This window comes from Sulfitobacter sp. SH22, from assembly GCF_965641905.1.
In the GTDB taxonomy this organism is placed as follows: domain Bacteria; phylum Pseudomonadota; class Alphaproteobacteria; order Rhodobacterales; family Rhodobacteraceae; genus Sulfitobacter.
In genome coordinates this window covers 1890688-1917411 of the sequence record NZ_OZ282573.1, presented here as the reverse complement: position 1 = coordinate 1917411, position 26724 = coordinate 1890688, and the positions used below count along the sequence as shown (strand labels likewise).

Sequence of the window (26724 nt, the reverse complement as noted above, 5' to 3'; positions counted from 1 at the left end):
CTATGAGAAAATACATTCCTTTCCTGTCGTCGCATCCGATCGTTGCGGTTGTTCGTTTGTCTGGTGTGATCGGCGGCCGCGGCCGTGTCGGTCTTAGTGACGAAACCATCGGGCCGGTCATTGAAAAAGCGTTCCGGCGGGGCAAACCTGCTGCTGTCGCGCTCGAGATCAGCTCCCCCGGGGGGAGCCCGGTGCAGTCGTCGCTGATCGGCGCGCGGATCAGACGCTTGGCGCAGGAAAAGAACATACCCGTCATCGCCTTCGTCGAAGATGTGGCGGCCTCGGGTGGGTATTGGCTGGCAGCGGCAGCCGATGAAATCTATGCCGACCCCAATTCGGTTGTCGGGTCTATCGGGGTGATTTCATCATCCTTCGGGGTGAACGAACTGATCAACCGCTATGGCATCGAACGGCGCGTCTATACGGCGGGCCAGTCGAAATCCATGCTGGACCCTTTCCGCCCGGAAAAGGCCGAAGACGTCGCGCGGCTGAAGACATTGCTGGGCGACATTCACACCAATTTCATCGAGCACGTCAAAGACCGGCGCGGCGACAAGCTGAACACTGAAACCGATCTGTTCACGGGCGAAATCTGGCTGGCAAAGCGCGCAGCCGAATTGGGGTTGATTGACGGCATCGGCCATCTGACCCCGATGCTGAAGGAGCGGTTCGGTGACAAGGTCATCTTCGCACGTTACGGCAGCAAAAAGCCGTTTTTGTCGCGCTTCGGGGCCCAGATTTTCGGTGACGCCGTTGATGGCATCGAAGAACGCGCGGCCTATGCAAAGTTTGGCCTCTAGGCATGGTTCTTAAGGTCGTCTTGTTATTCCTTGTCGCCATGGGCGTCCTTGCGTGGTTCGGCAAGATGCATTGGCTGGGCGGCAAACGTTTCAGTCAGGCAAAGTGCAGGTCCTGCGGCCGCTATCGCATAGGCAAAGGCCCCTGTGGCTGTGGGGGGAAACGCGGATGATCATGCCATGGCTTTACAGTTTCTTGGGGCTGGTTATCCTGCTTTTGGCAGGGGATGCGCTGGTTAAGGGGGCGGTAAACCTGTCCTTGCGTCTTGGCGTGCCGGCGTTGATTGTCAGCTTGACGATTGTGGCCTTTGGCACCTCGGCCCCGGAATTGCTGATTTCGATCAAGGCGGTGCTGGATAATGCATCGGGGATTGCGCTTGGCAATGTCGTCGGGTCGAACACGGCGAATATACTGTTGGTTCTGGGGGTGCCCGCCTTGATGGCGACGATGCACACCTCTGAATGCTCCACCCGCAAGACATTCAACATGATGATCGCGGCTTCGGTGATCTTTATCCTTTTGGCATTGCGCGGTGTGTACGATCTTTGGGCCGGTGGCGTCTTGCTGGTCTGTCTGGCCTTCGTGCTATTCGATGCCTTTCGCGACACCCAAAAACACCGGCAGGAATGCAGGGGCCTTGCCCCCGACGAGATGGAAGAACCCGAAGGGGCGGACCCCGATATGCCGGGCTGGCGCATTGCGGTTTTCCTGATCCTGGGGCTGATTGGTTTGCCTTTGGGCGCAAGCCTGCTGGTCGATAATGCGTCCATCATCGCGCGGGCCTATGGCATCAGCGATACGGTGATTGGGCTGACCCTTGTTGCGATTGGTACGTCTTTGCCGGAACTGGCGACAACAGTGATGGCGGCGTTGCGCCGTCAGGCCGATGTGGCATTGGGCAACGTGATCGGGTCGAACATGTTCAACCTACTCGGCATCATTGGCGTGGCAAGCCTGGTTGGCCCGATCGAGGTTGATCCGCAATTCATGCGCTTTGACTTCTGGGTGATGTTGGGGGCGTCTTTGCTGCTGATCCCCTTTGTCTATTTGCGTCAGGATATCACGCGGGTCTGGGGTATCGTCCTTTGCGGACTATATGCACTGTACCTGCTTGTTATTTTGATCTGAGAAAGGCCGTATCATGAAGACTGCATTGGTAACGGGGGCCGGTGCGCGGCTGGGCCGTGCGATGGCACTGTATCTTGGGGCCCGTGGCTATGATGTGGCCGTTCATTACAATACATCCTCCAAGGGTGCCGATGACGTCGTGGCCGCGCTTAACGCCGCCGGTCAGCGTGGCGTTGCCGTTCAGGCCGACCTGCTGAACGAGGACGAGACGCAAAGCCTGTTTTCCCGCGCGGCAGAGGCATTGGGCGGGCCGATCACATGCCTAATCAACAACGCATCCATCTTTGAATATGACACGATCACCACGGCCACCGCCGAAAGCTGGGACCGCCATATCGGCAGCAATCTGCGTGCGCCGTTCATCTTGACCCAAGCGATGGCAAGGCAGGGGCTCAAGCCCGTTGCCGACCATAACGGCGAATCGATGGCCGCTGGCCTTGTGGTGAATATGCTCGATCAACGGATGCGCAAACTGACCCCCGAGTTCATGACCTATACCATCGCCAAGATGGGGCTGTGGGCGATGACGCAGACCACTGCGCAGGCTTTGGCTCCGGCGATCCGTGTGAATGCGATTGGCCCCGGCCCGACCTTGCAAGGGGCCAAGCAAACCGCCGAGCATTTTGAAAAACAGCGTGCGCGGGTGATTCTGGAACGTGGCGCGAATCCCGACGATATCACGGCGGCGCTCGGCTATTTTCTGGACGCGCCATCGGTCACGGGGCAGTTGCTATGCACGGATGGCGGGCAACATCTGGGATGGAAAACGCCGGATGTGCTGGGGCTCGAGTAAACATCAACCAAAAAGTTTTGCACTTTTCCTGATAAGTTAACAAATCCGTTACAAATTACGTCATGTTTTCAGGGGTTTGTAGGAGGTTGATAAAAATATCTTTTGTATTCAGCAAGTTAAGAAATTGCCTAAAAAATGAGCATTTGGCGGAAGTCTGCTGAAAACAAGGGAAAATGAAACCTCGGAGAAAGTTATATGCAGGGTTATCCACAGGAGTCGGGGGTATGTTTGCTCTTGTTCTTGAGAGCCAACCATTGCAGCAAATCACCCAGAGAACCGCGAATCAATGACTGACACATCAGACACACCAAAGACCGGCTATGAGGTCATCCAAGGATACCTGAAGACCATCGACGGGTCGCCGGGGGTGTACCGTATGCTCGATTCCGAAAGCCGGGTTTTGTATGTCGGCAAGGCCCGTAATCTGCGCGCGCGCGTCAGCAATTATGCGCGGCCATCGGGGCATTCGGGGCGCATTGCGCGGATGATTTCCAACACAACCTCGATGATGTTCCTGACGACCAAGACCGAAACCGAGGCGCTGCTGCTTGAACAGAACCTGATCAAGCAGCTCAAGCCCAAGTTCAACGTGCTGCTGCGCGACGACAAAAGCTTTCCCAATATTCTGGTGACTGCCGATCAGGACTATCCCCAGATCAAAAAACACCGTGGCGCGAAAAAGGAAAAGGGCAACTATTATGGCCCCTTTGCCAGTGCAGGTGCGGTGAACCGGACCTTGAACCAGTTGCAGCGGGTATTCCTGCTGCGCGACTGTTCGAATGCGATGTTCGAAAGCCGGACCCGCCCGTGCCTGCAACACCAGATCAAACGCTGCTCGGCCCCTTGCGTGGGTAAAATCAGCCCGGAAGAATATCAAAGGACCGTTCAGGATGCGCAGAAGTTCCTGAACGGCAAATCAACGGACATCCAGGGCCGGTTGGCGGCCGAAATGGCCCAAGCCTCCGAGGATATGGAGTTCGAGCGCGCCGCGGCCCTGCGTGACCGGATCAAGGCGCTGACGCAGGTGCAGACGGCGCAAGGGATCAACCCGCAAGGCGTCTCGGAGGCGGATATCATTGCGCTGCACATGGCGCAGGGACAGGCCTGCGTTCAGGTGTTCTTTATCCGGGCGAACCAGAACTGGGGGAACCGCGACTATTACCCCCGCGTTGGCCCCGATGTGGACGCCGCCGAGGTTCTTGAGGCCTTTATCGGCCAGTTCTATGACACCCGCGAACCGCCGCGCCAGTTGATCCTGTCAAACGAGATCGAGAACATGGATCTGATGGCGGATGCGCTGTCGGGCAAGCTGGGGCGCAAGGTTGAACTGCTGGTACCGCAACGGGGCGAAAAGGCCGAGCTGGTGGATGGTGCCCTGCGCAATGCGCGCGAATCCCTTGCGCGCAAGATGGCCGAAACCGCCACACAGTCGAACCTGCTGCGGGGGCTGGCCGATGCCTTTGAACTGGACGCGCCACCGCAGCGCATCGAGGTCTATGACAACTCGCATATCCAGGGGACCAATGCGGTGGGCGGCATGATTGTTGCGGGCCCTGACGGGATGATGAAAAACCAGTACCGCAAATTCAACATCCGCGGCGAAGACCTGACGCCGGGCGACGACTTTGGCATGATGAAAGAGGTGCTGACCCGGCGGTTCAAACGGCTGCTGAAAGAAGACCCCGATCGCAAGCTGGGGATGTGGCCCGAGCTGCTGCTGATTGATGGCGGGGCAGGGCAGGTCAGTGCGGTTGCGTCGATCATGCGCGAATACGGGGTCGAGGACATCCCCATGGTTGGCGTTGCCAAGGGCATCGACCGCGATGCGGGAAAGGAAGAATTCCACCGTGTCGGCAAGCGCCCGATGGCCCTGCGTCACAATGATCCGGTGCTGTATTTCATCCAGCGTTTGCGCGACGAGGCGCACCGCTTTGCCATCGGGACGCACCGGGCGAAACGCGCCAAGGCCGTGGGGGCCACGCCGCTGGACGAGGTGCCGGGCGTCGGGGCCGCGCGCAAACGGGCCTTGCTGGCGCATTTCGGATCGGCCAAGGCCGTGGGGCGCGCGAACCTGAGCGATTTGCTGGCGGTCGAGGGCGTATCACGTGCATTGGCTGAACGGATTTACGGTTTTTTTCACGAGCGCGGCTGATTGAACGCAAGGCGCTGTTTTCGGTATCGGGGGCGGACGCTCCGCGGGGAGTTTATTTTGCAAAATGAAGACGATATGTTGGTGCTTTCCCCTTGCCGGATCACGCTGTAGAGTGTCGAAATGAAGTGGAATATTCCGAATACGCTGACGCTGATCCGTCTGATTGCGGCCCCTGGTATCGCGATGCTGTTTTTGTTTCTGTCGCGGCCTTATGCCGACGGGTTTGCAATGCTTTTATTCATTGCGGCGGCGGTGACGGACTGGTTTGACGGCTATCTGGCGCGGGCGTGGAAGCAGGAAACCAAGCTTGGTGCGATGTTGGACCCGATTGCCGACAAGGCGATGGTTGTGATCGCCCTGATGGTGATTGTCGCGTTTTCCAGCTGGTCGCCGTGGCTTGTTTTGCCAGCCACCGTGATCTTGTTCCGCGAGGTTTTCGTATCGGGCCTGCGTGAGTATCTGGGGGATGTGTCGGGGACGCTGAAGGTCACAAACCTTGCCAAGTGGAAGACCACGGCGCAGATGGTCGCGATTGCGGTGCTGTTCAGCCAGGGCGTGTTCGAACATTATTTCGGGATATCCGTTGTGGGTGTGGATGTGGTCACGGGCGAGGTGACAGGCATCGGGCTTGAGCATGAGCTGACCGGCGTCGATATGGATCTGGAAATCTGGGCCGGTTTTGTGGGGCTTGTCTTGTTGTGGATCGCCGCCGCTTTGACCGCCATTACCGGCGCGGATTATCTGCGCAAGGCCTTGCCGCATTTGACGGAGCCGAATTGATGGACATTCTTTATTTTGCCTGGGTCCGCGAACGCATTGGCGTGCCGCGTGAACAGATCGACACAGCCGCGGCGACAGTGGCGGATTTGGTCGCAGAATTGCGCGCCCGCGAGGAACGCTATGATATCGCGTTTTCCGATCTTTCCAGTCTTCGGGTGGCGGTGGACCAAGAGCTTGTCGATTTTGATGCGCCCCTGGCCGGTGTGCGCGAGGTTGCGTTTTTTCCGCCGATGACGGGAGGCTGACATGCATATCTCGGTGCAGCAGGAGGCGTTTGATCTGGGCGCTGTGTCAGCGGATTTCGCAGGCGGGCACAAGGATATGGGCGCGATTGTCACCTTTACCGGCGTTGTGCGGGATCTGCCGGATGATCCGCTGGAGGCGATGGAGATCGAGCATTATCCCGGCATGACGGAAAAGGCGTTGCGCGGTATGGCCGAGCAGGCGATGGTGCGGTTTTCCTTGGGGGATGCGCTGGTTATTCACCGCTATGGCCGATTGGTACCGGGCGAAATGATCATGATGGTCGCGACTGCGGCCCGTCACCGCAAGGATGCGTTTCAAGCGGCAGAGTTTCTGATGGATTATCTGAAATCCCGTGCGCCGTTCTGGAAACGTGAAATCACAAAGACCGGCGCAGGGTGGGTTGAATCAAAGGATGAGGACGAGGACGCGTTGGCCCGCTGGTAATTACCCGGCCTGTTGGCGTTCGATATAGGCGCGCATTTCTTCGGCTTCGTGGCGTGCATCGCGCAACCCGTCCATCGCCGCGCGCAATTCCGCTTCGGTCTGGCTCAGCTGGTTGGTCAGCTCTGCCTCGCGTTGTTGCAGATAGGTGATCGCCTGATCTCGGGTTTCTTCGGCTTCGTGCAGTTCCTGGCTCATCCGGTCCAGCTGGGCCACATCATCGGCTGCGACGCGCGTAAAGCGGTGCAAAAGCCAATTGGCAAACCAGCCCATGCAAAAGGCGACGAACAGGATAATCGCAGTAGCGATAATAAACTCGGTTCTGCTCATGTGTTAGTTGCCTTCCTGCGTGGTCGTAGATGCGCCAGCTTCTGTATCGCCTGTATCTTCGGTGTTTTCCAGCGCTGTTTCGTCCGTTTCCGGCCGGATTAGCCGGAACTCGATCCGGCGGTTGGCTTCGCGACCTTCTTCGGTATCGTTCGAGGCGACAGGCTCTGCTTCGCCAAAGCCTTTTGCGACAAAGGACGCGGTCAGCACACGACGGGCACGCAGTTCGTTCAAGACCGATTGGGCACGCGATTGGCTGAGGGCAAGGTTCATTTCCTCGCGGCCCTGACTGTCGGTATAGCCCTGAACCTCGAGCGCGATATCGCCGCAGTCTTTCAAAATCTCGGCGATCTTGTCCATCGTGCCAAGGGCAGACGAATCGATGGTGGCGCTGCCCGGCTCAAAGTTGATCTTGCCTTCGGCTACGACAGCGCCGATCTGTTTTTCGCATTCTTCGGGGGTCGGAAGACCCAGCACCGGATCAAGCTGCTTTTGATAGACCACCTTGACGTCGTAGTCTTGGCCTTCGCCCAGCTTGCCGGCCAGCAAGGTCGCGATTTCCGATCCGGCATCAGGGTTGCCGGTGTTGCCGGTGACGCTGATCGTGTCGGGGCTGACAATCACCGTGCCATTCGAAAGCTTTGACAGGGCGTCCAGACCGGACAGCACGCGGGTTGGCCAGTCACTGGGCAGATCATCTACGATGCGGGCCGCAGTATAGACCTTGTCCGAGCCGAAGCTGGCCTTGGCATAGCTGTCGGCCAGTTCGCGTAAATCGTCGTTGCTGAGCCGGCCGCGCAGTTGCACATCGCCTTGGGGGGACAGGGTCGCGACGAATTCCGGCGGGCCGGCATTCGGGTCCGATGTCACGGGCAGTTTCGCTGACAGGGCAAAGACATCCGGCAATGCGTTTTCAAGTTCCCCGATCACACGGTCGAACAGGGCCTGATCGGTGCCTTCCTTTGCTGTCAGATGAATGTCGGCATCCACAAAACTGACGGATCCACCGCCGATTTTGTCCAGCGCGGCGATTGCTGTTTGAACGGCATCGGCCCAACGGGGGGTTGGCACACCCATCCCGATGGTACAGCGCTGGCCTTCGGATGCGCCGGCCTTGACCGCAGCCTTGAGGATCTGATCACGGGCAGCTTCGGTATCGGCGCTGCACCCGTCAAAATCCGTTGCCTCGTCGCTGATCTGGAAGCGCAGGGTAAAGGGGGTGATCACGGGGCGCGGGGCGGAAATATCCATGGTGACGATCAAGCCCGGAGGCGTCGCGCGGCGCAGTTGGGCTTCGAGGCGGGCTTTGGCCTCTGAGCTGTCAGAGATCGCGGTAATGGTGACGCGCCCTGCGGCAACGGAAACTTTGGCGCGGGGCAGTTTTTCCATCGCTGCAATGGCAAAGCCGAACGCGTCTTCCCACCCGTCGGGGGACGGATAGTTTGCGGATTCCAGAAAATCCGCGACGTTTTCCTGACCTGCCATCGCATAAAAGCGATCCATGGCGGCGTCCCGGTCTGTCGTTGTCGGGATCAACCCGCTGATGGACACGCCGGAATCATTGCGCAATATCTCGGCCGAAAACCGAGGGGCCGCGATCGCCGCTTGCGATTCGACCGCCATCAGATCAATCACACGGGCCGCATCGACGACGGAGCCTGCTGTGCTGAGCGCATTAAAGCGGATCACCTCGTTCGGGGCGGTTCCCGAGAGGGCAACCTGAAGGCCGTCTGCTTCGACTTCTGCCCATGTCATGCCTTTTTCATCCAACGCATCGCGCACGCCGATTTCAGAGTTTTCCTCGATCAGCTTGACCGAGAAATTTGCAGCAACGAGGGATAACATTGCCGCCGCTGAAAAGGTCAGCGCGATGATCAGAAGGGCAGACAGACGCATAAGCTCATTTCTGGGATCGTTAACGATAAACTAGTTGATACGCGTCGGGGCAGGGCTGTGCAATCAGGCCAGCAGTGCCGCTGCGAAAAATAACAGCGGAATTATGCCGGTATCGCGGTTAACGCGAAACAGTTGCAACAGCTTGTCGTTATTGTTGATGTCCAGACCGCGCAATTGCCACGCCATGTGCCACCCCATCGCCCAAGGCCCGCCGATGGCCAGGACCATCGCCAGAAAGGATGCATTCTCGCGCAGGGCGAAAATGACGGCCAGCCCCATCAGCCCGACCGTCGCCATCAGAAAACGGCGCAACCATTGCGAGGTGTTGTCGCCAAACAGGCGGGCCGTGGATTTGACCCCGATCAAGGCGTCGTCTTCGGTGTCCTGGTGGGCATAAATCGTGTCGTAAAACAACGTCCAGGCGATGCCCGCCAGATACAAGACCACCGCAGGCGCGCCCAGTGATCCGGTATGGGCTGTCCATGCCAGCAGGGCCCCCCAGTTGAACGCGATGCCCAAAAAGACCTGTGGCCACCATGTAATCCGCTTGGCAAAGGGGTAGATCGCAACCGGCAGCAAGGCCAGAATGCCCAGCGAAATGGCGGCGTAGTTGAAGCTGAGCAAGATGCAGAATGCGATCAGGGCCTGTGCGACCATCCACGCAACGGCACCTTTCACACTGACCTGACCCGAAGGGATCGGACGCGACCGTGTGCGGGCAACCTGCGCATCGAAATCGCGATCGGTGATGTCGTTCCAGGTGCATCCCGCACCGCGCATCAGCCATGCCCCCAGGCCGCAGCCGATGAAGATCCACAGATCGAACAGGCGCGGTTGCTGGTCAGACAGCATCGCAAGCGCCAACCCCCACCAGCATGGCAGCAACAAAAGCCAGGTGCCAATCGGGCGGTCTGCCCGGCTCAGACGCAGATAGGGGCGCGTAAAGGCAGGGGCAAAACGGTCAACCCAATTGTCAGATGCCGCATCCGCCACGCGATCATTGTCAGTGCCATCTGGTACAGGGGAGCCGTCTTGCATATATCATTGCCTATGAACGCGAAAATCAGACTTTATGTAGAGCATCCCTTGGGGCCGGGGCAATCCGTTCCTTTGGACAAAGCGCAAGCGCATTACCTTTTCGGGGTGATGCGGCAAACCGAGGGCGCGCATGTGTTGCTGTTCAACGGCAGCGATGGCGAATGGCTGGCGCAGGTTGCCCAAGCGGGCAAACGTGGCGGCATTCTAAGCTGTGTGGAGGCGACGAAGCCTGTGCAGATGCCGCCCGACCTGTGGCTGATCTTTGCGCCGATCAAAAAGGCGCGGACAGATTTCATCGTCGAAAAAGCCACCGAGATGGGCGCGCGGCGCATCGTGCCGGTGCAGACCGATTTTACCAATTCGGGGCGGGTCCAGCGCGACCGCCTGCAAGCCCATGCCGTCGAAGCGGCAGAGCAATGCGGCGGGACATTCGTGCCCGAAGTGGCCGAGATGGTAAAACTGGACCGGCTGTTGGACCAGTGGGAGCCTGATCGGTCCTTGATGTTTTGCGACGAGGCGCTGGTGGGGGAAGAGGCCGGGCCGGGGCTGACGAAAGCCGGACCCTGGGGCATTCTGATCGGGCCTGAGGGCGGCTTTTCGGACCGCGAGCGGGCGCGATTGCGTGGGCTGACATTTTCGCAGGCGGTTCCCTTGGGGCCGCGGATCCTGAGGGCGGATACTGCTGCTGTCGCGGCGATGACGGTCTGGCAGCAGGCGTTGGGAGATTGGTCGTGAGCGCCGCGCTTGGGGTTTTTGTTGTGCAGGTGGGGGTTTCACACCCCCACACCCCCGTGGAGTTTATCTGGCAAAATGAAAACGGGGTTGGGGTATGAGTTTTTTACGGCCTGAGGCGAAAGCCGAGTTGTGGCGTTGGCGCGAGGTTTTGGGCGGCGCGGCGGTTGCCTTGTTCGGGCTGTGGCTGGTCATGGGGCCGGGTCTGTTGTTGGCTGTGCCGGGATATGCGCTGATCGCCGCGGGTATTGCCTTTGTCTGGTTGGGTGTGCAGCGCGGGCGGTTTCGCAAATCCGGGCTTGGCGCGGGGGCCGTTCAGGTGGACGAGGGACAGATCGCCTATTTCGGTCCGCTGACGGGCGGGGTTGTGGCTCTGCGCGAGATGGAGCGGCTGAGTTTGGAGCGCGGGGCCTATCCTGCTCATTGGAAGCTGGAACAGCCCGGACAAAATGCCGTGATGATACCGGTGGATGCGGCCGGATCTGACGCGTTGTTTGATGCCTTTGCAGCGCTTCCGGGGTTGAAAACCGAGCGCATGCTGGCGGAGCTTGCCGATGACAAGACGCTTTCGGTTGTGATCTGGGAGCGGCAATCCATGCGCCCTGCGCGTGCCCTGTTGCATTGACACCCCCACGAATTCGCACCATCCCTACTAATTGAGCGAAATCATTTTCGCACCGACATTTAGTGAAACAATCCCGGAGCCTCCCCTTATGTCTATCCCTCAATCCGGCGGTGGCCCGATCGAAAATCACGCGCAGTTGGCAGAATATCTGGCTGACGGCTGCAAGCCCAAAGAAGACTGGCGCATCGGGACCGAGCACGAGAAGTTCGGCTATAACAAGGAAACGCTGTTGCCGCTGCCCTATGAGGGCGACTGTTCTATCCTGGCGATGCTTGAAGGCTTGCGCGATGGCCATGGCTGGGCCCCCGTCGAGGAAGGCGGCAAGCTGATTGGTCTGGTCAAGGACGGTGCCAATGTGTCGCTTGAGCCGGGCGGGCAGCTTGAGCTGTCGGGCGCACCGGTCGAGACCATCCACGAGACATGCGACGAGGTGAACGCGCATTTGCGCGAAGTGCGCGATGTGGCAGACCGGATCGGCGCGGGTTTTATCGGGCTGGGTGCAGCACCGGTATGGACCCACGAGCAGATGGATCTGATGCCCAAGGGGCGTTACAAGTTGATGAACGAATATATGACCAAGGTCGGCACGATGGGCCGGGTCATGATGCGCCGGACCTGCACCGTTCAGGTGAACCTTGATTTCGGATCAGAGGCGGACATGGTGCAAAAGCTGCGGGTCGCACTCGCGTTGCAGCCGGTTGCCACCGCATTATTCGCAAATTCCCCGTTCTTTGAGGGCAAGCCGAACGGCCATAAAAGCTGGCGCAGCCGGGTGTGGCGGGATCTGGACCCTGCACGCACCGGCATGTTGCCTTGGGCCTTCGAAGACGGCATGGGGTTCGAGCGTTGGGTTGAATATGCGTTGGATGTGCCGATGTATTTTGTCTACCGCGACGGGCAGTATATTGACGCGCTTGGCCAGTCTTTCCGTGATTTCCTGAAGGGCAAGCTGCCTGCATTGCCCGGCGAAAAGCCGACGTTAAGCGATTGGGCGGATCATCTGACAACCGCATTCCCCGAGGCGCGGATCAAAAAGTTCATCGAAATGCGCGGCGCGGATGGCGGCCCTTGGCGGCGTCTATGTGCCTTGCCCGCGTTTTGGGTCGGGCTGATGTATGACCAGACAGCACTGGATGGCGCGTGGGATCTGGTCAAGGGCTGGGATGCCGAGACGCGCGAAGGGTTGCGGGTCGCGGCCTCGGTTGACGGGCTTCAGGCGGAGTTCAACGGCGTAAAAATGCATGATCTGGCGCGCGAAGCCGTGGCACTGTCCGAGCATGGTTTGAAAGCGCGTGCGCGGACGGGGGCCGGTGGCATGGTCCCTGACGAGACGCATTTCCTGAATGCGCTGAAGGAAAGCATCGAGACCGGCAAGGTTCCGGCCGATGAGTTGCTTGAGGATTACAACGGCAAGTGGCACGGCGATCTAAGCCGCATCTACGCCGACTATTCTTACTAACGATCAGCCGACCTGTTTCAGCCCGCAGACGAAGTTTACCACTTTTTCTGCGGGCATTTCGCACGGGTACAGGCGCGGGCCGCTGGCCAGATCATAAAGGTTCAAGCTGATATAATCGGTGCCGCCCAGTTCCTCGGCGACCAGTTTCCAGCTTTTGCCATGTGCGAAGCTGCTTTTGGAAAAGACATAAAGCCTGCCCTGAAACGACCCTTTATGTGTGCCCGGGGGCAGCGCATGAAAGGCCGTTAAAAACTGCTGCATTGCGGCTTAGGCCTTTTTTGCGCCGATCTTGGGTTCTGTTCCGGCTTTGATCCGTTTGATGTTCTCGCGGTGGCGCCAAAAGATAATCAGGGTCAAAAAGATGCCAAGGAAGAACGCGTTGCCGTAGCCCAGAACGACCAGAAAGAAGGTCGAGGTGGACGCGGCGGCAATGGCACCCATGGAAGAAATGCGGGTGGCAAACGCACCAATCAGCCAGGCCAGGCAGCAGGCCAGCCCGGCGGGCCATGCCAGCGCCAAAAGCACGCCAAGAAATGTTGCCACGCCCTTGCCGCCTTTGAATTTCAGCCATACCGGATAGCAATGCCCCAACATCGCAGCAAGCGCGGCAATCTGTGCCGCGTCTTCGCCGGCAAAACCGCGGGCCAGCAGAACGGCAACCGCCCCTTTGGCCCCGTCCAGCAGCAAGGTCAGCGCGGCGGCGGTTTTGTTGCCGGTGCGCAAGACATTCGTCGCCCCGATATTGCCCGACCCGATCGACCGCAAATCGCCAAGGTTCATGGCGCGCGCCAGCAGCAATCCAAAGGCGATTGATCCGATAAGATAGCCAATTACGGCCCAAAGGGCGAGCACGTTGAGCGAACTGTCAAAGATGGGCATGATTAAGAGGCCTTATAAATACACTGTCCGGAAACATAGGTTTCCAGGACCTTACCTTGCATGCGCATCCCGTCAAAGGGGGTGTTGCGCGATTTCGACCGCAACGTTTCGCGGTCCATGACAAAGGGGGCTCCATCGTCGAACAACACCAGATCAGCGGGGGCACCTGCGGTCAGCCGGCCACCGGGCAGGCCAAGACGTTGGGCAGGATTAAAGGACAGCGCACGCCACAGGGTGGCGATGTCCATCATTTCGGAATGCACCAAGCGCAAGGCGGCAGGCAGCAAAGTCTCAAGGCCGACGGCACCGGATGCGGCTTCCTCGAAGGGCAGGCGTTTGGATTCCTCGTCTTGCGGGGTGTGCATGGAACAGATGATGTCAATCAGGCCCGATGCCACGGCTTCGACCACGGCGATGCGGTCGTCTTCGTCGCGCAGCGGGGGCTTGAGCTTGAAGAACGTCCGGTAGTCGGCCACATCAAGCGCGTTCAAAGTCAGGTGGTGGATGCCCACACCTGCGGTAATATCCAGCCCGTTCTTTTTCGCGCGCTCTAGCGCGGGCAGGGCGCGGGCGGTGGTGATCTGGTCTGCGTGATAGCGGGCACCGGTCATTTCAACCAAGGCGATGTCGCGGTCCAGCCCCATGCGTTCGGCCATGGGCGATACCGCGGGCAGTCCGCGCAGGGATGCAAATTTGCCGGAAGTTGCAGCGGCACCCTTGCTCAGGATCGGTTCCTGGGGGTGGGCGATGACCAGCGCGCCCAGACTGCGCGCATAGGTCAGCGCGCGCGAGAATACTTTGGTGTCGCTGATCACGCGGTCGCAATCGGTAAAGGCGATTGCCCCTGCATCCATGAGAAAGCCTATCTCGGTCATCTCGCGGCCTTCGCGGCCCTTGGTCAGGGCGGCCATGGGCACAACATTGACCGGCGCTGCCTCGTTGGCGCGGCGGGTGACGAATTCCAGCACTTCGGGGCTGTCGATGGTCGGATTGGTGTCGGGGCGGGTGACCATCGTGGTGACACCGCCTGCCGCGGCCGCCAACCCGGCGGAGCGAAAGCTTTCCTTGTGACGTTCGCCCGGCTCGCAAACCTTGACGCCCAGATCGACGATGCCGGGGGCCAGATATTTGCCGCGACAATCGACAATCGCACTGTCTGCGGGAATGGGCGCATCATCGGGGAGGATCGCCGTGATCTGGCTGCCTTCGACCCGCAAGGTGCCACGGGTCACGGTCCCTGCTTCGGGGTCAATCAGTTTCGCGTTCACAAAATGCAGCATGACGTTGTTATCTTTCACAAAAGGCTTAACCGCCGATCCATACCATCATTGCCACGACACCAAAGGCGACGAGCAGGGCGACGGTGGCGACGCGACCGGACATTTTCGGATCAGGTTTGGGTTCTTTCACAGCAGCCACCATAGGATAAGGCCAACAGCCACGATCAAGGCAAGGGCGATCATCGCCCCGCCCGCGCGGCCGCTTGGCGGGTTTCTGGGCGTCGTATTGGGCACGCCAGTATAGGGTTGTGCAGCCTCAGCCGTCAGGGGCGGTGCGGCCATTGCCGGTTGTTCTTCGCCATAGGTGCCGATCAACGTCAGGTCAGGGCCGATATCAAGCGTGGTTTCAGCCCCATCAAAGGCGGAGGAAAACAGCATCAGAACATAGCCGTCCAAGGCCTCAAGCCGGGCGCGGTCGGCGCTGATCTGCGCCTGCGTCACGGTGTACCCGTCCGACAAATAGCGCGGCAGCCCGACGCCGGTCAGATCGGATACCGCAAACAATTCGGCAGACCCGTCCGGCACGTCAAAGCCCACAAGATCACGGATCACCGCCGCTTTGCCGTCGCTTTGTACGGCGGCACCCATGGCATCAACCGGGCGGTTGACGGCAAATACCCTGATCTGTCCGTATTCGCCTTTGGGGATGGTAAGCGTGGTCATTGTTTCGCCCCTTTATATGCGGTGGCCATCAGAGTGCATAAACTGTCGCTACCCTCGATATATTCAAACCCAAGATGTCCCGCGATGGCAGGATTGTCACCGCGTTCCTGACGGATGAAAAACACTGAAGGCGGGCTGGTCGGTTTGACATCGGGTTTGGTTTCGGCGCTGCGCGAAAACGCTTTGACGCGGGTCTCGCCCTTTTGCAGACGAAAGAACAACGCGCGATGGGTGGTCAGCGCATAGCGCGTGCGTGTCAATTCGGCCCAGCGGTTCAGCCCTTTGACCAGCGACAGGACAACCAGCGCGATCACAACGGCCAGCACCACGGATTGCGACACCGGCAGGCTGTTATAGGTCAGCAACAGCCCCCCCGCGATCACGGTCCCCGCTGCCCCGACAAACGGGCCCAGCAATTGGAAGTTCCGGATTGAAATGCGCGGCTTGGGGCGGCCTGTCCATAACAGTTCTTCGCCGTCCTCAAGCAGGTTTTGCCAAAAATCCTCGGTCATAATGCGGCCTCGCGTGCGGCGGCGATCCGCGCTTTGGTGGCGCGTATGTTTGGCACCAGCGGTAGGGTGATGCTTTGCCGGTTGGGTAAACGCAAGGTGATCGACCACACCGACAGCTTGCCAATTGCGGCGATGTCCGTCAGCGCCAGTTCCAGCGGTTCGATCGCGTCGGGTTCATTGATATAAAGCGCGCGGTTTGTCAGACGCCAAACGGTCTTGCGGTTGCTGTACCAGATCTGGAATTCTTCGAATATCCACATGTAAAACAACGCGGTCAGGGCCGATGCTAATGTCCATGTCAGAACATTGAAATAGGGCAGGATCGGAGAGCAGACGAGCATCGTCAGCAGCATCAACACAAACGTCCGCGCAAGAAATGCCCGCCGTGAAATACGCCAGCTTAGCAGGTCGCGTTCTTCGGAGGGCGGGACCGTCATGCGGTGGCCTTGCGGCTGTTGGCAAGGTTTTGCGCCAGAAGGTCCATCGCGGCCATGCGCACGGCCACACCCATTTCGACCTGATCCTGAATAACGCTGCGGTTGATGTCGTCGGCAAGGGTGCCGTCGATCTCTACGCCGCGGTTCATCGGACCGGGGTGCATGACAATCGCGTCCGGCTTGGCATGGGACAGTTTTTCGGCATCCAGACCAAATCTGTGATAATACTCGCGTTCGCTGGGGATAAATCCGCCATCCATGCGTTCTTTTTGCAAGCGGAGCATCATCACCACGTCGACGTCTTTCAGGCCTTCTTCCATATCATCGAAGACTTCGACGCCAAATTCACCGATCTGGGCGGGCATCAGCGTTGGCGGGCCGATCAGGCGGATACGGTTCTCCATCTTGCCAAGCAGCATGATGTTGGACCGCGCGACGCGGCTGTGGGCGATGTCACCGCAAATGGCGATGGACAGGCGGTGCAGGCGGCCCTTGGCACGGCGGATCGTCAAGGCATCCAGCAAGGCCTGTGTCGGGTGTTCATGCCGCCCGTCGCCCGCATTCAGCACGGCGCAATTCACCTTTTGGGCTAGCAGATCGACGGCACCGGATTGCGGATGGCGCACAACCAGCAAATCGGGGTGCATCGCGTTTAGCGTCATCGCCGTGTCGATCAGGGTTTCACCCTTTTTGATCGAGGACGCCTGCATCGCCATGTTCATCACATCGGCACCAAGACGCTTGCCCGCGATCTCGAAGCTCGCCTGTGTGCGGGTCGAGTTCTCAAAGAACATGTTGATCTGCGTCAGGCCCTTGAGCGCATCACTGTGCTTGTGGGGCTGTCGGTTCAGATCGGCATAGGTATCGGCCAGATCCAGCAAGGTTGTAATGTCATCTTGCGACAGCGGTTCGATGCCAAGAAGATGTCGGTGTGCGAAACTCATAAGGCGACCCCACGCTATTTGTGGCGTTATAGGCGGCGGGGCGGGGCTGGGCAAGTCACTGGGAAAGCCACTGGGCAAGTCGGGGGGAAACCCGCAGGCCGGGGCATCCGGTCGTGAGAGCGGATTGGATTTAAGGCCATTTGGAAGTTGGGATTTTTATTGCGGGCGGCAGCGCGTAAGTTGGGATCATGGAATCAGTCGAATATCATCAGGCGCTGGCACTTTTGCATTGGCAGATCGAACTTGGCGCGACCGAGGCGATCTGTGATGCGCCGGTCAACCGCTACGAGGTCCCCGCCGCCGTCGAAAAGCCGAAGGCCCCCAAACCGGGCGCGCCGCGCATTGTGCCGATGGTCGCAGGTGTTGATGCGGTGTCCGAAGCCGAACGTGCCGCCGCCGGGGCCGGAACGCTGGAAGAATTGCGCGCTGCGATGGAGGCCTTCGAGCATTGCGAGCTCAAGCGGGGTGCGCGCAACATGGTGTTCAGCGATGGCACGCCGGGCGCGCGGGTGATGATTGTGGGCGAGGCACCGGGCCGTGACGAGGACCGCGAAGGCAAGCCCTTTGTCGGGCGCGCGGGGCAGTTGCTGGACAAGATGCTGGCGGCAATCGACATGGGGCGCACCCATGAGACAGCGCCAGTTTACATCACCAACGTCTTGCCGTGGCGCCCGCCGCAGAACCGCGACCCCAAGCCCGACGAAATCGCGATGATGAAGCCGTTTCTGGCGCGGCATATTGCATTGGCCAAGCCCGAGGTCTTGGTGATTGTGGGCAATTGGTCGGCGCAGGCGCTGCTGGGCAAACGCGGCATAACTCGGTTGCGCGGGCAGTGGACGCAAGCCCAAGGTTTGCCCGCCTTGCCGATGTTCCACCCCGCCTATCTGCTGCGCAGCCCTGCGTTCAAACGCGAGGCATGGGCGGATTTGCTGGCGCTGAAGGCAAAGTTGAAAGATGGTTGACCCGCTCACGCTCTTGGCTTTTGTACCGGCTGCTTTGGCGCTGAACCTGACGCCGGGGGCCGATATGATGTTTTGTCTGGGGCAGGGCATGCGCTTTGGCCCCAAGGCATCGGTGGCGGCAAGTGCGGGGATTTCGCTGGGCGGCATGGTGCATGTCACGCTTGCGGGTCTGGGTTTGGGGGCGCTGGTGGCTGCCGTGCCCTGGGCCTTTGATGTGATCCGCTGGGTTGGTGTTGCCTATTTGCTGTGGCTGGCCGCGCAGACCTTTCGGGGCGGCACAAAACAACAAACCGGCGCGGTGCCGCCATCGGCGTTTCGCGGGGCGCTGATCGTGAGCCTGACCAACCCCAAGGTGATCTTGTTCGTGCTGGCCTTTGTGCCGCAGTTCGTGGTGCCCGAGGCTGGCCCGGTTTTGATACAGTTCCTGATCTTTGGCGCGGTTTTGTCCTTGGGTGGTTTCGTCATCAACGCCTTGGTTGGCATTTTTGCCGGTGGGTTGGGGCGTAAACTGGCCGGGGGCGGTCAGGCCTTGCGCTGGATCAGCAGTGGAATTTTCGTGGCCCTTGCGGCGCGACTTGCAGTATTGGAGCGGGCATGAGCCGTATTGACGAGACCAAAGAATTTATCCCCGTGCGCATCGCCGTGCTGACGGTTTCGGACACCCGCGCCCTGGCGGATGACCGGTCGGGCGATGTGTTGGTGGCGCGGATTGCCGAAGCCGGGCATCATTTGGCGCATCGTGTAATCATCCGTGACGAGCGCGCCCAGATCGCGGACCAGCTGCGTGCATGGTGTGCGGACGATGCCGTTGATGTGATCATCAGCACCGGCGGCACAGGATTAACGGGCCGCGATGTCACGGTTGAGGCGCACCGCGATGTCTATGAAAAGGAAATCGACGCCTTCGGGACGGTCTTTACCATTGTGTCGATGCAAAAGATCGGCACCTCGGCTGTGCAAAGTCGCGCGACGGCCGGTGTGGCCCAAGGTACCTATCTTTTTGCGCTGCCCGGATCGCCCGGTGCATGCAAGGATGCGTGGGATGAAATCCTGCTCAAACAGTTGGATTACCGCCACAAGCCCTGCAATTTCGTCGAAATCATGCCGCGTCTGGATGAACATCTGCGGCGCAAATAGCGAAATATGCGTTTTTCCGACAATATTGCGACGGAAAGGCGTAGTGCGTGCGTATCATAACTGTGATTTGGTTTTTCCAAAGGCCGGGTTACCTTTGGCCCAAACGGTTTAAGATCGGACAAAGATGCGTTTTCTAAGACAAAGTATGATTGGGCTGTTTCTGGCAGCCACGGCCTTGGGTCTTTTGGTATTTGCGGCTGATATGATCGGCGGTGCCGTGCAAAAGCGGATGGCTGATGCGCCGCCCCCGCAGGCCCCGCGCGAGCGGATTTTTTCTGTCAACGTCGTCGAGGCCAGCCCAGGCACCGAAACACCGGTTTTGGAAAGCTTCGGGGCGATCCAAAGTCGGCGGACGCTTGAATTGCGTGCGGCGGTTGGCGGTCGCGTGGTCGAATTGGCCCCGGGCTTCGAGGATGGCGGCGCGGTTGAGGCGGGGCAGGTCTTGGTCCGGCTGGACCGCGCGGATGCATTGGCCGAAGTGGCGCGCGCCAAAAGCGCGGTTCTGGATGCCGAGGCAGAGGGGCGCGATGCCGCCCGCGCATTGGTTCTGGCCCGCGACGAACAATCGGCTGCCGAGGAACAGGCGGCCTTGCGAACCCGTGCTTTTCAACGTCAAAGCGATCTGGCCGACCGCGGTGTCGGGACGGCGACAGCGACGGAAACGGCAGAGCTTGCGGCGTCAAGTGCGCGGCAGGCCGTGTTGGCACGCCGTCAGGTGGTCACGCAGACCGAGGCGCGGATAGATCAGGCCGCCAGCCTATTGTCGCGCAGCCAGATTGCGCTGGAGGATGCACAGCGGCGGCTGGATGAAACAACGATTGCCGCGCCGTTTTCGGGCACGTTAAGCAGCGTTTCGGTTGTTGAGGGGCGGTTGGTGTCGGCCAATGAACGTCTGGCAGAGCTGATCGACCCCAACGATCTTGAGGTGTCGTTTCGCGTGTCGACGGCGCAATATGTCCGGCTGATTGATGCGGAAGGGCAACTGATCAAGGCGGATGTCACGGCGACGTTGGATGTGGCGGGCCTAGACCTTGAGGTGACGGGCAAGATCACCCGCGCCAGTGCGGCAGCGGGCGAAGGTGCGAGCGGGCGGTTGATCTTTGCATCCTTGACGCAGGCACCGGGGTTCAAGCCGGGGGATTTTGTGACCGTGCGTATCCGTGAGCCTGAACTGCAAAACGTCATCCGCTTGCCCAGTTCGGCCCTGGATGCGCAGGCGCGCGTCTTGGTGCTGGACGGCGAGAACCGGCTTGAGGCCGTGAACGTCGAGGTCATGCGCCGTGTCGGCGACGAAGTTCTGGTGCGCGGTGAAATCGCAGGCCGCGAGGTTGTCGAAGCCCGTTCGCCCTTGCTGGGGGCTGGCATTGCCGTGAAACCCTTGCGCCCCGGCGCGGCCCCCGAAGAACCCGCGATGATCGAGCTGACCGAAGAACGCCGCGCCAAGCTGGTGGCCTTTGTCGAGGCCAATACACGTATGCCCGAGGCCGCCAAGGCACGGGTGCTGGCGCAACTGGCAGAACCGCAAGTGCCCGCGCAAATGATCGAGCGTCTTGAAAGCCGGATAGGGGGATAGACGATGGCCCGCAGCGTGTCGCGTACCACCGGGGGCATCCTGTCCTATTTCGTTCGTCACAAAACCGCAGCCAATCTTTTGCTGGTTGTGCTTTTGGTGTGCGGTGCCGTTGCCGCGCCGAACATGCGGGCGCAGTTCTTTCCCGATGTGATCATCGACAATGTCACCGTGTCCACCGTCTGGAGCGGGGCAGGTGCCGAGGATGTGGACAGCGCCATCGTTCAGGTGCTGGAACCCGCGCTGCTGACGGTCGAAGGGGTCGAAAGCTCTGCTGCGGCGTCGCGCGAGGGGGGCGGGACGATCACGCTGGATTTCGAACCCGGTTGGGACATGGCGCGCGCCGCCGCCGATGTGCAGACGGCTGTTGATGCGATCACGACCTTGCCCGAAGACGCCGAAGACCCCGTTGTGCGCCGTGGCATCTGGCGGGACCGGGTGACCGATGTTGTGATCACCGGCCCGATCAGCCCCGAACAACTGGGGCGTTTCGCCGATGAATTTGTCACACGCCTGTTCGCGGCGGGGGTGACGCGCAGCACGATCCAGGGTGTGGCATCGCCGCAAACCCTGATTGAGGTGCCGTCGAACAAGTTGATCAGCTATGACATCTCAATGGCGGAAATCGCCAGCGTTATCGCGGCCGAGGTTGATGCCGACCCTGCGGGGGATGTGACGGGCGCGAATGCGCGGGTTCGCACCGGCACCGCCAAACGCACAGCCGAGGCGATTTCCGGTGTCGTGTTGCGCACAAACGCGGACGGGTCTTCGCTGACCGTGGGCGATGTGGCCCGCGTGATCGAAAAGGGATCAGACCGCGAGGTCGGGTATTTCGTGGGGCAGGACCCGGCGATTTCGGTTCGGGTGGACCGGTCTGACGGGGGCGACGCTATTGGCATTCAGCACAGCGTTGAAAAGGTCGCAGCCGAGATGGCTGTCATGCTGCCTCAGGGGGTCACAATCGAGCTGATCCGCACCCGTGCCGAAGCGATCACCGGGCGGCTTGATCTGTTGATCGACAACGGGTTGATGGGTTTGGTTCTGGTGGTCAGTCTGCTGTTTTTATTCCTCAACGCCCGCACGGCGTTCTGGGTTGCGGCTGGTATCCCTGCGTCGATGGCTGCGGCAATTGCGCTGATGTATGTGGGCGGGATCACGATCAACATGATCTCGCTGTTCGGGTTGATCATTACCTTGGGCATTGTCGTTGATGACGCGATTGTTGTGGGTGAACACGCCGATTACCGTCACAAGGAACTGGGCGAAAGCCCCATGGTCGCTGCTGAAAACGCTGCCCGCCGCATGGCGATGCCGGTGTTTGCCGCCACGTTGACAACGATCATCGCGTTTTTCGGGCTGCTGGCTGTCGGGGGGCGGTTTGGCAGTCTGATTGGCGACATCCCCCTGACGGTGATTGCCGTGCTGGCCGCATCGCTGGTGGAATGCTTTTTGATCCTGCCGAACCACATGGCCCATGCAATGGCAGCGGGGGCCAAAGAGCATTGGTATGACCTGCCCAGCCGTGTGGTGAACAAAGGGTTCTTATGGGCCCGCGAAAAGCTGTTTCGCCCCTTTATCGCAGGCGTGATCATCGGCCGTTATGTCGTGTTGGCGGGGGTTGTTGCGGTGCTGGCCTCGCAGGTGGCTCTGTTCATTCAGGGTGATGTGCAGTGGCGGTTCTTTAACGCGCCCGAGCGCGGCTCCGTCACCGGCAACTTTGCCATGGCCGAAGGGGCCACCCGTGAAGATACGCTGGACATGATGCGCGAAATGCAGCGCGCGACCGAGGCCTTGGGGGCCGAATACGCCGAGCGCCATGGCACCAATCCGATTGATTATGTCATCGCGCAAGTCGGTGGCAACGCAGGGCGCGGGCTTGATGGTGCCGATAGCAAAGACGCCGATCTGTTGGGGGGCATTTCGATCGAACTGATCGACGCCGATCTGCGGCCCTATTCCAGCTTTGCCTTTGTGGCCGACCTGCAAGATGCGGTTGTAAATCATCCGTTGGTGGAAACCGTCAGCTTTCGCGGCTGGCGCTCTGGCCCCGGTGGTGATGCATTGGATGTGCAGTTTTACGGTGCCGACACCGATGTCTTGAAAGCCGCATCCGAAGATTTGCAAAACGCCCTGCGCCGCTATCCCGAAGTCAGCGCCGTGCAGGATAATCTGGCCTATGACAAAGAAGAGCTGATCCTTGATCTGACGCCGCAGGGGCAATCGCTGGGCTTTACCATCGACACGCTTGGCCGCGCGCTGCGCAACCGCCTTGGCGGGATCGAGGCCGCGACCTATCCCGACGGGCCGCGGTCTGCCACGATCCGGGTTGAACTGCCCGAGGGCGAGCTGACGGCGGATTTTCTGGACCGCACCCAGATGCGCACGCCTGATGGCCACTATGTGCCGCTTGCCGATATTGTCAGTGTCGAGCGGCGCACGGGCTTTAGCACGGTACGTCGTGAAAACGGGATCAGGCTGATTTCGGTGACGGGCGATATCTCCGAAGACGATCCCGCCCGCGCGACCGAAATCACTACAGCGCTGCAAGAAGAGATCCTGCCCACCATCGCATCAGAGCGGCAGGTGGAATTCCGCATCAGCGGGTTAAGCGAGCAGGAAAACACCTTCCTGTCAGAGGCGCTGACAGGTCTGATCTTGGTGCTCACGGGCATTTATCTGGTGTTGTGTTGGGTCTTTGGCAGCTGGACACGCCCTTTGGTGGTCATGTCGGTGATCCCGTTCGGGTTGGTCGGCACCATCTATGGCCACGCGGTCTGGGATGTTCCGCTCAGTATGTTCACGGTGGTCGGCCTGTTAGGGATGACGGGGATTATCATCAACGATTCCATCGTCCTGATCGGCACGATTGACGAATACGGCGAAACGCGCGGGGTGATCCCTTCGATCATTGATGGCGCGTCCGACCGGCTGCGGCCCGTGATGCTGACCACACTGACCACCGTTCTGGGTATGGCCCCACTGCTTTACGAGCAAAGCCAACAGGCGCAGTTTTTGAAGCCGACGGTCATCACATTGGTCTACGGTCTGGGCTTTGGCATGTTTCTGGTGCTGCTTGTGGTGCCTGCATTGGTCGCCGCACAGCATGACATATCGCGGCAGGTGCGCGCCATGCGCCGTGGCCTTGGGGCGCGGGCAAACGGCTTGCGTTTCGGGCTGATGGCGCTTTGGGTACTTGTGATCGGGTGGGCCGCGCTGACGCTGGGCTGGGCTGGTTGGCACGGCGCGTTGCACCCTGTGGTGCTGGCGCTTTTCTCCGGATTGTCGGCGATGTCACCACTGACGGCGGCCCTGCTTTTGTTTGTCGCAGGGGCGGCTGTGTTGTCGCTGGCAGGTTATGTCATCGGTGCTGTGGTGTTCACGCGGGCGCAGCGCAAACCTGCTGCGTAATCAATCGGGCGTGCAGCCCAGAATATCGACCGCATGTTTGTCGCCCAGAACCGTCATGCGAATTTGTGACCGGTTCAGGGCAATCGGCCCGCCTGTGGAATGAGCCACATCCACCTTGGAGGTCAGGGTTTTGCCTTTGCGCAACGTATCGGCTTCGCTTACCCATAAATCAGGTTGTCCGGTTTCGATCACGACCAGTTCCTGACCGCCCGCATCGGGCAGGGTGATCACCGTCTCAAGCTCAAGATCGCCATTGTTAAAGCTGATCATGCAGGTGGCTTTGGAAACGCCGCCTTCCTTCGCGGAAAAGGGGCGCTGGGCAAGCGAGGCCGCAATCGCAGGCACCGCGCGGGTCGCATTGGTGTCGATGATACCGTCCAGATGCAGTTGCGCGGGCACGCAAATGTCACTGCACACGCCCATATCGATGGTGGTTTTCAGATGAACGGCCGCGCCCTTTTTCGGGACGCTGATGACCAGGGGGAGAACCACCTGATCTTTGTAGCCGATCGTTGTCAGGTTCTTTTCGCGAAACACGGTGGGGGCCGGCCATTCGACCGCGACCCCCGACAGGTTTTGTGACCCGTTCCAGTCAAACTGCGGCGGGATGCCCATATCGCCGGGGGCGCGCCAATAGGTTTTCCACCCCGGGGCCATCGTCATACGGATCGCGGCAACGCGGTTGCCATCGGGCAGCACCCAACCTTGCAGGATTTCGCCCTTGATCACATCCATTGCGGATGCGGGCAGGGGGGCAAGCAGAGCTGCGACAATCAACGGAACAAGTTTACTTTTCATGGGTCTTTCATGGGCCAAAGGCGGAAGCCTGCCAAGTCACTATTGTATTATGAAACGTTACAGAACGGTGGGGTTGAAACGAAAGGGCCGGCGCGTCATGCTGATCTGACATGGTATTGAGGACGAAAGAGGATGGAAATGGATCTTACAGGTCAACTGCTTGTGGCGATGCCCGGCATGGGAGACCCGCGGTTTGACCATTCCGTTATTTTTATCTGCACCCATTCCGCCGAGGGCGCGATGGGGTTGATTGTCAACAAACCTGCCGTCGACCTAAAGCTCACGGATGTTCTGGATAAGCTTGGCGATATGGATTTCAGCGATACATCGGGGCTGGGTGTGCATTTTGGCGGGCCGGTCGAAACATCGCGCGGGTTTGTTTTGCACAGTGCTGAATACCGGTCTGTGCTGCACACGCTTGATGTTGCTGACGGGTTCGCGATGACGGCCACCCTTGATATTCTGGAAGACATCGCCCGCGGCAAGGGCCCCAAACAGGCGTTGCTGATGTTGGGCTATGCCGGTTGGGGCGCAAACCAGCTTGAGACCGAGATCGGCCAAAACGGCTGGCTGACCTGTGATCCGACGCCCCAGATCGTGTTTGATCTGCCCGATGCCGAAAAATGGGCTGCGGCGCTGGCATCGCTTGGAATTGATCCGCTGGGGCTCAGCGGGACAGCAGGGCACGCGTGATCAGCGCGGGGCTGCCGCCCGGCGCAAACGGTCGTTGATCGCCCTGCCAAGCCCGTGATCGGGAATCGGGGCAACGGCGATCGGTTTGGCCAGTGCATCCAAGGCATGTAGACAATCAAACAGGTTGGCGGCGGCTTCGCTCAGATCACCGGAGGGGGACAGGTTAAGGTCGCCGTCCACCGCTCCGAACCCCAGCATGACTTCACCGTCCAGCGCGGTTTTTGCATCCAGACGAACCTGGGCGGCGGGGGCGTAATGTGACGCCATTTGCCCCGGCGCGATGATTTCCGCCCCGTCAGCCACGTCGATCTGCATGCCAAGGGCCGCCTCAATCGCCTCGACGGGCAGGCCCCCTGCGCGCAGCAATGTGGGGGTCGCGTGGTTCAGCCCGATGATGGTGCTTTCCACGCCGACGGCGCAAGGTCCATCATCCACAACCGCGTCGATGCGCCCGTCCAGCCCGGCCAGCACATGGGCGGCCGTCGTGGCGCTGATACGGCCGGACGGATTGGCAGAAGGTGCCGCAATGGGGCCGTCAAACGCCTGCAAGATCGCCCGTGCGGTGGGGTGGGCGGGCACGCGCAGGGCGACACTGTCCAGCCCCGCCGTCACAAGCGATGACAGGCCGTGATTATCCGCCAAGGGCAAAACCAGCGTAAGCGGGCCGGGCCAGAATGCAGCAGCAAGGATTTCGGCATTGTCAGACCAGACGCCATAGCGCCGCGCGTGTTCGGCATCGGCCAGATGCACAATCAGCGGATTGAAACTTGGCCGGCCCTTGGCCTCGTAAATGCGGGCCACAGCGGTGCCATTGCGGGCGTCTGCGGCCAGCCCGTACACCGTTTCGGTGGGCAGTGCGACCAATCCGCCTGCGGTCAAAACGGCGGCGGCGCGGGCGATGCCCCGGGCGTCAGGCTGCAAGATCTCGGTCATAGGGTCGGTCAAAGCCTTTGTGACGCTGTGTTTCGGGTTGCGGTGGCGGGCCAGTCGCAGCATCCTTGGAAAACTGCCCCCGTTTCATGTTTA

General features: G+C 60.0%; 28 protein-coding genes. 16 read left to right on the top strand and 12 right to left on the bottom strand.

The genetic code is table 11. The annotated features are described in order from the left end of the window. The first annotated feature begins 2 nt into the window (after nt 1-2). The 7 genes from ACSQ13_RS11405 to ACSQ13_RS11375 all read left to right on the top strand — a co-directional run bounded on the left by ACSQ13_RS11405 (nt 3) and on the right by ACSQ13_RS11375 (nt 6341). Complete coding sequence (locus ACSQ13_RS11405) at nt 3-800, top strand: S49 family peptidase (RefSeq protein WP_176250825.1); 798 nt, start codon at nt 3-5, stop codon at nt 798-800. 172 nt (nt 801-972) lie between these two features. Beyond that, on the top strand, nt 973-1926 hold the full coding sequence (locus ACSQ13_RS11400; protein WP_295509990.1) for a calcium/sodium antiporter: 954 nt from the start codon (nt 973-975) through the stop codon (nt 1924-1926). Nucleotides 1927-1939: 13 nt separating this feature from the next. Beyond that, the gene (locus ACSQ13_RS11395; RefSeq protein ID WP_176250595.1) at nt 1940-2719 is read left to right on the top strand and encodes an SDR family oxidoreductase; all 780 of its coding nucleotides are present in this window, start codon (nt 1940-1942) and stop codon (nt 2717-2719) included. A gap of 286 nt (nt 2720-3005) precedes the next feature. Next, nucleotides 3006-4871 (top strand): excinuclease ABC subunit UvrC, encoded by a 1866-nt coding sequence (gene uvrC / locus ACSQ13_RS11390; RefSeq protein WP_176250594.1) that lies wholly within the window; start codon nt 3006-3008, stop codon nt 4869-4871. Between the two features lie 120 nt (nt 4872-4991). Then, a complete protein-coding gene (gene pgsA / locus ACSQ13_RS11385) occupies nt 4992-5651 on the top strand; it encodes a CDP-diacylglycerol--glycerol-3-phosphate 3-phosphatidyltransferase (RefSeq protein WP_176250593.1) in 660 nt (219 codons plus the stop codon). Then, a complete protein-coding gene (moaD, locus tag ACSQ13_RS11380) occupies nt 5651-5896 on the top strand; it encodes a molybdopterin converting factor subunit 1 (protein ID WP_176250592.1) in 246 nt (81 codons plus the stop codon). Before pgsA ends, moaD begins: the two co-directional genes overlap by 1 nt. Nucleotide 5897: 1 nt before the next feature. After that, on the top strand, nt 5898-6341 hold the full coding sequence (locus ACSQ13_RS11375; RefSeq protein ID WP_295509854.1) for a molybdenum cofactor biosynthesis protein MoaE: 444 nt from the start codon (nt 5898-5900) through the stop codon (nt 6339-6341). Here ACSQ13_RS11375 and ACSQ13_RS11370 read toward each other — a convergent pair whose 3' ends face one another. The 3 genes from ACSQ13_RS11370 to ubiA form a co-directional block, all read right to left on the bottom strand. After that, nucleotides 6342-6668 (bottom strand): hypothetical protein, encoded by a 327-nt coding sequence (locus ACSQ13_RS11370; protein WP_176250590.1) that lies wholly within the window; start codon nt 6666-6668, stop codon nt 6342-6344. 3 nt (nt 6669-6671) lie between these two features. Beyond that, a complete protein-coding gene (locus tag ACSQ13_RS11365; protein WP_176250589.1) occupies nt 6672-8561 on the bottom strand; it encodes an OmpA family protein in 1890 nt (629 codons plus the stop codon). Between the two features lie 63 nt (nt 8562-8624). Further along, nucleotides 8625-9599 (bottom strand): 4-hydroxybenzoate octaprenyltransferase, encoded by a 975-nt coding sequence (ubiA, locus tag ACSQ13_RS11360; RefSeq protein ID WP_176250588.1) that lies wholly within the window; start codon nt 9597-9599, stop codon nt 8625-8627. A 12-nt stretch (nt 9600-9611) separates the two neighbouring features. On the opposite strand from ubiA, the gene ACSQ13_RS11355 reads away from it, so the two are divergent. From ACSQ13_RS11355 to ACSQ13_RS11345, 3 genes are all read left to right on the top strand, one after another. After that, nucleotides 9612-10334 (top strand): 16S rRNA (uracil(1498)-N(3))-methyltransferase, encoded by a 723-nt coding sequence (locus ACSQ13_RS11355; protein WP_295509852.1) that lies wholly within the window; start codon nt 9612-9614, stop codon nt 10332-10334. Between the two features lie 94 nt (nt 10335-10428). Then, nucleotides 10429-10956, top strand: coding sequence for a hypothetical protein (locus ACSQ13_RS11350; RefSeq protein WP_176250587.1), 528 nt, complete (start codon nt 10429-10431; stop codon nt 10954-10956). 88 nt (nt 10957-11044) lie between these two features. After that, nucleotides 11045-12415, top strand: coding sequence for a glutamate--cysteine ligase (locus ACSQ13_RS11345; RefSeq protein ID WP_176250586.1), 1371 nt, complete (start codon nt 11045-11047; stop codon nt 12413-12415). A gap of 3 nt (nt 12416-12418) precedes the next feature. Here ACSQ13_RS11345 and ACSQ13_RS11340 read toward each other — a convergent pair whose 3' ends face one another. The 7 genes from ACSQ13_RS11340 to ACSQ13_RS11310 form a co-directional block, all read right to left on the bottom strand. Next, nucleotides 12419-12676, bottom strand: a complete 258-nt coding sequence (locus ACSQ13_RS11340; RefSeq protein WP_176250585.1) for a hypothetical protein — start codon at nt 12674-12676, stop codon at nt 12419-12421. A 6-nt stretch (nt 12677-12682) separates the two neighbouring features. Beyond that, on the bottom strand, nt 12683-13294 hold the full coding sequence (gene plsY, locus ACSQ13_RS11335) for a glycerol-3-phosphate 1-O-acyltransferase PlsY (RefSeq protein ID WP_176250584.1): 612 nt from the start codon (nt 13292-13294) through the stop codon (nt 12683-12685). Nucleotides 13295-13296: 2 nt separating this feature from the next. Further along, on the bottom strand, nt 13297-14574 hold the full coding sequence (gene pyrC, locus ACSQ13_RS11330; protein ID WP_176250583.1) for a dihydroorotase: 1278 nt from the start codon (nt 14572-14574) through the stop codon (nt 13297-13299). Nucleotides 14575-14700: 126 nt separating this feature from the next. After that, nucleotides 14701-15237: a hypothetical protein gene (locus tag ACSQ13_RS11325; RefSeq protein WP_176250582.1), complete on the bottom strand. Its 537-nt coding sequence runs from the start codon at nt 15235-15237 to the stop codon at nt 14701-14703. After that, on the bottom strand, nt 15234-15749 hold the full coding sequence (locus ACSQ13_RS11320) for a hypothetical protein (protein ID WP_176250581.1): 516 nt from the start codon (nt 15747-15749) through the stop codon (nt 15234-15236). The genes ACSQ13_RS11325 and ACSQ13_RS11320 overlap by 4 nt, the downstream gene beginning before the upstream one ends. Then, nucleotides 15746-16186 carry a hypothetical protein gene (locus tag ACSQ13_RS11315; RefSeq protein WP_295509844.1) on the bottom strand — a complete coding sequence of 147 codons (441 nt, stop codon included), beginning with the start codon at nt 16184-16186 and terminating at the stop codon, nt 15746-15748. The genes ACSQ13_RS11320 and ACSQ13_RS11315 overlap by 4 nt, the downstream gene beginning before the upstream one ends. Continuing rightward, on the bottom strand, nt 16183-17130 hold the full coding sequence (locus ACSQ13_RS11310) for an aspartate carbamoyltransferase catalytic subunit (RefSeq protein WP_295509841.1): 948 nt from the start codon (nt 17128-17130) through the stop codon (nt 16183-16185). The genes ACSQ13_RS11315 and ACSQ13_RS11310 overlap by 4 nt, the downstream gene beginning before the upstream one ends. A gap of 188 nt (nt 17131-17318) precedes the next feature. Here ACSQ13_RS11310 and ACSQ13_RS11305 point away from each other — a divergent pair, with 188 nt between their 5' ends. The 5 genes from ACSQ13_RS11305 (at nt 17319) to ACSQ13_RS11285 (ending at nt 24207) form a co-directional block, all read left to right on the top strand. Next, nucleotides 17319-18092 carry a uracil-DNA glycosylase gene (locus ACSQ13_RS11305; protein ID WP_295509839.1) on the top strand — a complete coding sequence of 258 codons (774 nt, stop codon included), beginning with the start codon at nt 17319-17321 and terminating at the stop codon, nt 18090-18092. Then, the gene (locus ACSQ13_RS11300; RefSeq protein WP_295509836.1) at nt 18085-18690 is read left to right on the top strand and encodes a LysE family translocator; all 606 of its coding nucleotides are present in this window, start codon (nt 18085-18087) and stop codon (nt 18688-18690) included. The genes ACSQ13_RS11305 and ACSQ13_RS11300 overlap by 8 nt, the downstream gene beginning before the upstream one ends. Next, entirely contained in the window at nt 18687-19229 is a 543-nt protein-coding gene (moaB, locus tag ACSQ13_RS11295; protein WP_176250576.1) for a molybdenum cofactor biosynthesis protein B, read from the top strand. Before ACSQ13_RS11300 ends, moaB begins: the two co-directional genes overlap by 4 nt. Before the next feature lie 124 nt (nt 19230-19353). After that, on the top strand, nt 19354-20802 hold the full coding sequence (locus ACSQ13_RS11290) for an efflux RND transporter periplasmic adaptor subunit (protein WP_295509813.1): 1449 nt from the start codon (nt 19354-19356) through the stop codon (nt 20800-20802). Nucleotides 20803-20805: 3 nt separating this feature from the next. Beyond that, entirely contained in the window at nt 20806-24207 is a 3402-nt protein-coding gene (locus ACSQ13_RS11285) for an efflux RND transporter permease subunit (RefSeq protein WP_295509810.1), read from the top strand. Here ACSQ13_RS11285 and ACSQ13_RS11280 read toward each other — a convergent pair whose 3' ends face one another. Continuing rightward, nucleotides 24208-25005 carry a protein-disulfide reductase DsbD domain-containing protein gene (locus ACSQ13_RS11280; RefSeq protein ID WP_295509808.1) on the bottom strand — a complete coding sequence of 266 codons (798 nt, stop codon included), beginning with the start codon at nt 25003-25005 and terminating at the stop codon, nt 24208-24210. It lies immediately after the preceding gene. A gap of 138 nt (nt 25006-25143) precedes the next feature. Between ACSQ13_RS11280 and ACSQ13_RS11275 the strand changes: the two genes are divergently transcribed. Beyond that, complete coding sequence (locus ACSQ13_RS11275) at nt 25144-25698, top strand: YqgE/AlgH family protein (protein WP_295509806.1); 555 nt, start codon at nt 25144-25146, stop codon at nt 25696-25698. Here ACSQ13_RS11275 and ACSQ13_RS11270 read toward each other — a convergent pair whose 3' ends face one another. Next, nucleotides 25699-26631, bottom strand: a complete 933-nt coding sequence (locus ACSQ13_RS11270; protein WP_176250571.1) for an L-threonylcarbamoyladenylate synthase — start codon at nt 26629-26631, stop codon at nt 25699-25701. Nucleotides 26632-26724 lie beyond the last annotated feature (93 nt).

Coding starts and splice junctions, on each gene's coding strand:
- ACSQ13_RS11405 (WP_176250825.1), top strand. CDS start 3: ATGAGAAAATACATTCCTTTCCTGTCGTCGCATCCGATCGTTGCGGTT.
- ACSQ13_RS11400 (WP_295509990.1), top strand. CDS start 973: ATGCCATGGCTTTACAGTTTCTTGGGGCTGGTTATCCTGCTTTTGGCA.
- ACSQ13_RS11395 (WP_176250595.1), top strand. CDS start 1,940: ATGAAGACTGCATTGGTAACGGGGGCCGGTGCGCGGCTGGGCCGTGCG.
- uvrC (WP_176250594.1), top strand. CDS start 3,006: ATGACTGACACATCAGACACACCAAAGACCGGCTATGAGGTCATCCAA.
- pgsA (WP_176250593.1), top strand. CDS start 4,992: ATGAAGTGGAATATTCCGAATACGCTGACGCTGATCCGTCTGATTGCG.
- moaD (WP_176250592.1), top strand. CDS start 5,651: ATGGACATTCTTTATTTTGCCTGGGTCCGCGAACGCATTGGCGTGCCG.
- ACSQ13_RS11375 (WP_295509854.1), top strand. CDS start 5,898: ATGCATATCTCGGTGCAGCAGGAGGCGTTTGATCTGGGCGCTGTGTCA.
- ACSQ13_RS11370 (WP_176250590.1), bottom strand. CDS start 6,668: ATGAGCAGAACCGAGTTTATTATCGCTACTGCGATTATCCTGTTCGTC.
- ACSQ13_RS11365 (WP_176250589.1), bottom strand. CDS start 8,561: ATGCGTCTGTCTGCCCTTCTGATCATCGCGCTGACCTTTTCAGCGGCG.
- ubiA (WP_176250588.1), bottom strand. CDS start 9,599: ATGCAAGACGGCTCCCCTGTACCAGATGGCACTGACAATGATCGCGTG.
- ACSQ13_RS11355 (WP_295509852.1), top strand. CDS start 9,612: ATGAACGCGAAAATCAGACTTTATGTAGAGCATCCCTTGGGGCCGGGG.
- ACSQ13_RS11350 (WP_176250587.1), top strand. CDS start 10,429: ATGAGTTTTTTACGGCCTGAGGCGAAAGCCGAGTTGTGGCGTTGGCGC.
- ACSQ13_RS11345 (WP_176250586.1), top strand. CDS start 11,045: ATGTCTATCCCTCAATCCGGCGGTGGCCCGATCGAAAATCACGCGCAG.
- ACSQ13_RS11340 (WP_176250585.1), bottom strand. CDS start 12,676: ATGCAGCAGTTTTTAACGGCCTTTCATGCGCTGCCCCCGGGCACACAT.
- plsY (WP_176250584.1), bottom strand. CDS start 13,294: ATGCCCATCTTTGACAGTTCGCTCAACGTGCTCGCCCTTTGGGCCGTA.
- pyrC (WP_176250583.1), bottom strand. CDS start 14,574: ATGCTGCATTTTGTGAACGCGAAACTGATTGACCCCGAAGCAGGGACC.
- ACSQ13_RS11325 (WP_176250582.1), bottom strand. CDS start 15,237: ATGACCACGCTTACCATCCCCAAAGGCGAATACGGACAGATCAGGGTA.
- ACSQ13_RS11320 (WP_176250581.1), bottom strand. CDS start 15,749: ATGACCGAGGATTTTTGGCAAAACCTGCTTGAGGACGGCGAAGAACTG.
- ACSQ13_RS11315 (WP_295509844.1), bottom strand. CDS start 16,186: ATGACGGTCCCGCCCTCCGAAGAACGCGACCTGCTAAGCTGGCGTATT.
- ACSQ13_RS11310 (WP_295509841.1), bottom strand. CDS start 17,130: ATGAGTTTCGCACACCGACATCTTCTTGGCATCGAACCGCTGTCGCAA.
- ACSQ13_RS11305 (WP_295509839.1), top strand. CDS start 17,319: ATGGAATCAGTCGAATATCATCAGGCGCTGGCACTTTTGCATTGGCAG.
- ACSQ13_RS11300 (WP_295509836.1), top strand. CDS start 18,085: ATGGTTGACCCGCTCACGCTCTTGGCTTTTGTACCGGCTGCTTTGGCG.
- moaB (WP_176250576.1), top strand. CDS start 18,687: ATGAGCCGTATTGACGAGACCAAAGAATTTATCCCCGTGCGCATCGCC.
- ACSQ13_RS11290 (WP_295509813.1), top strand. CDS start 19,354: ATGCGTTTTCTAAGACAAAGTATGATTGGGCTGTTTCTGGCAGCCACG.
- ACSQ13_RS11285 (WP_295509810.1), top strand. CDS start 20,806: ATGGCCCGCAGCGTGTCGCGTACCACCGGGGGCATCCTGTCCTATTTC.
- ACSQ13_RS11280 (WP_295509808.1), bottom strand. CDS start 25,005: ATGAAAAGTAAACTTGTTCCGTTGATTGTCGCAGCTCTGCTTGCCCCC.
- ACSQ13_RS11275 (WP_295509806.1), top strand. CDS start 25,144: ATGGATCTTACAGGTCAACTGCTTGTGGCGATGCCCGGCATGGGAGAC.
- ACSQ13_RS11270 (WP_176250571.1), bottom strand. CDS start 26,631: ATGACCGAGATCTTGCAGCCTGACGCCCGGGGCATCGCCCGCGCCGCC.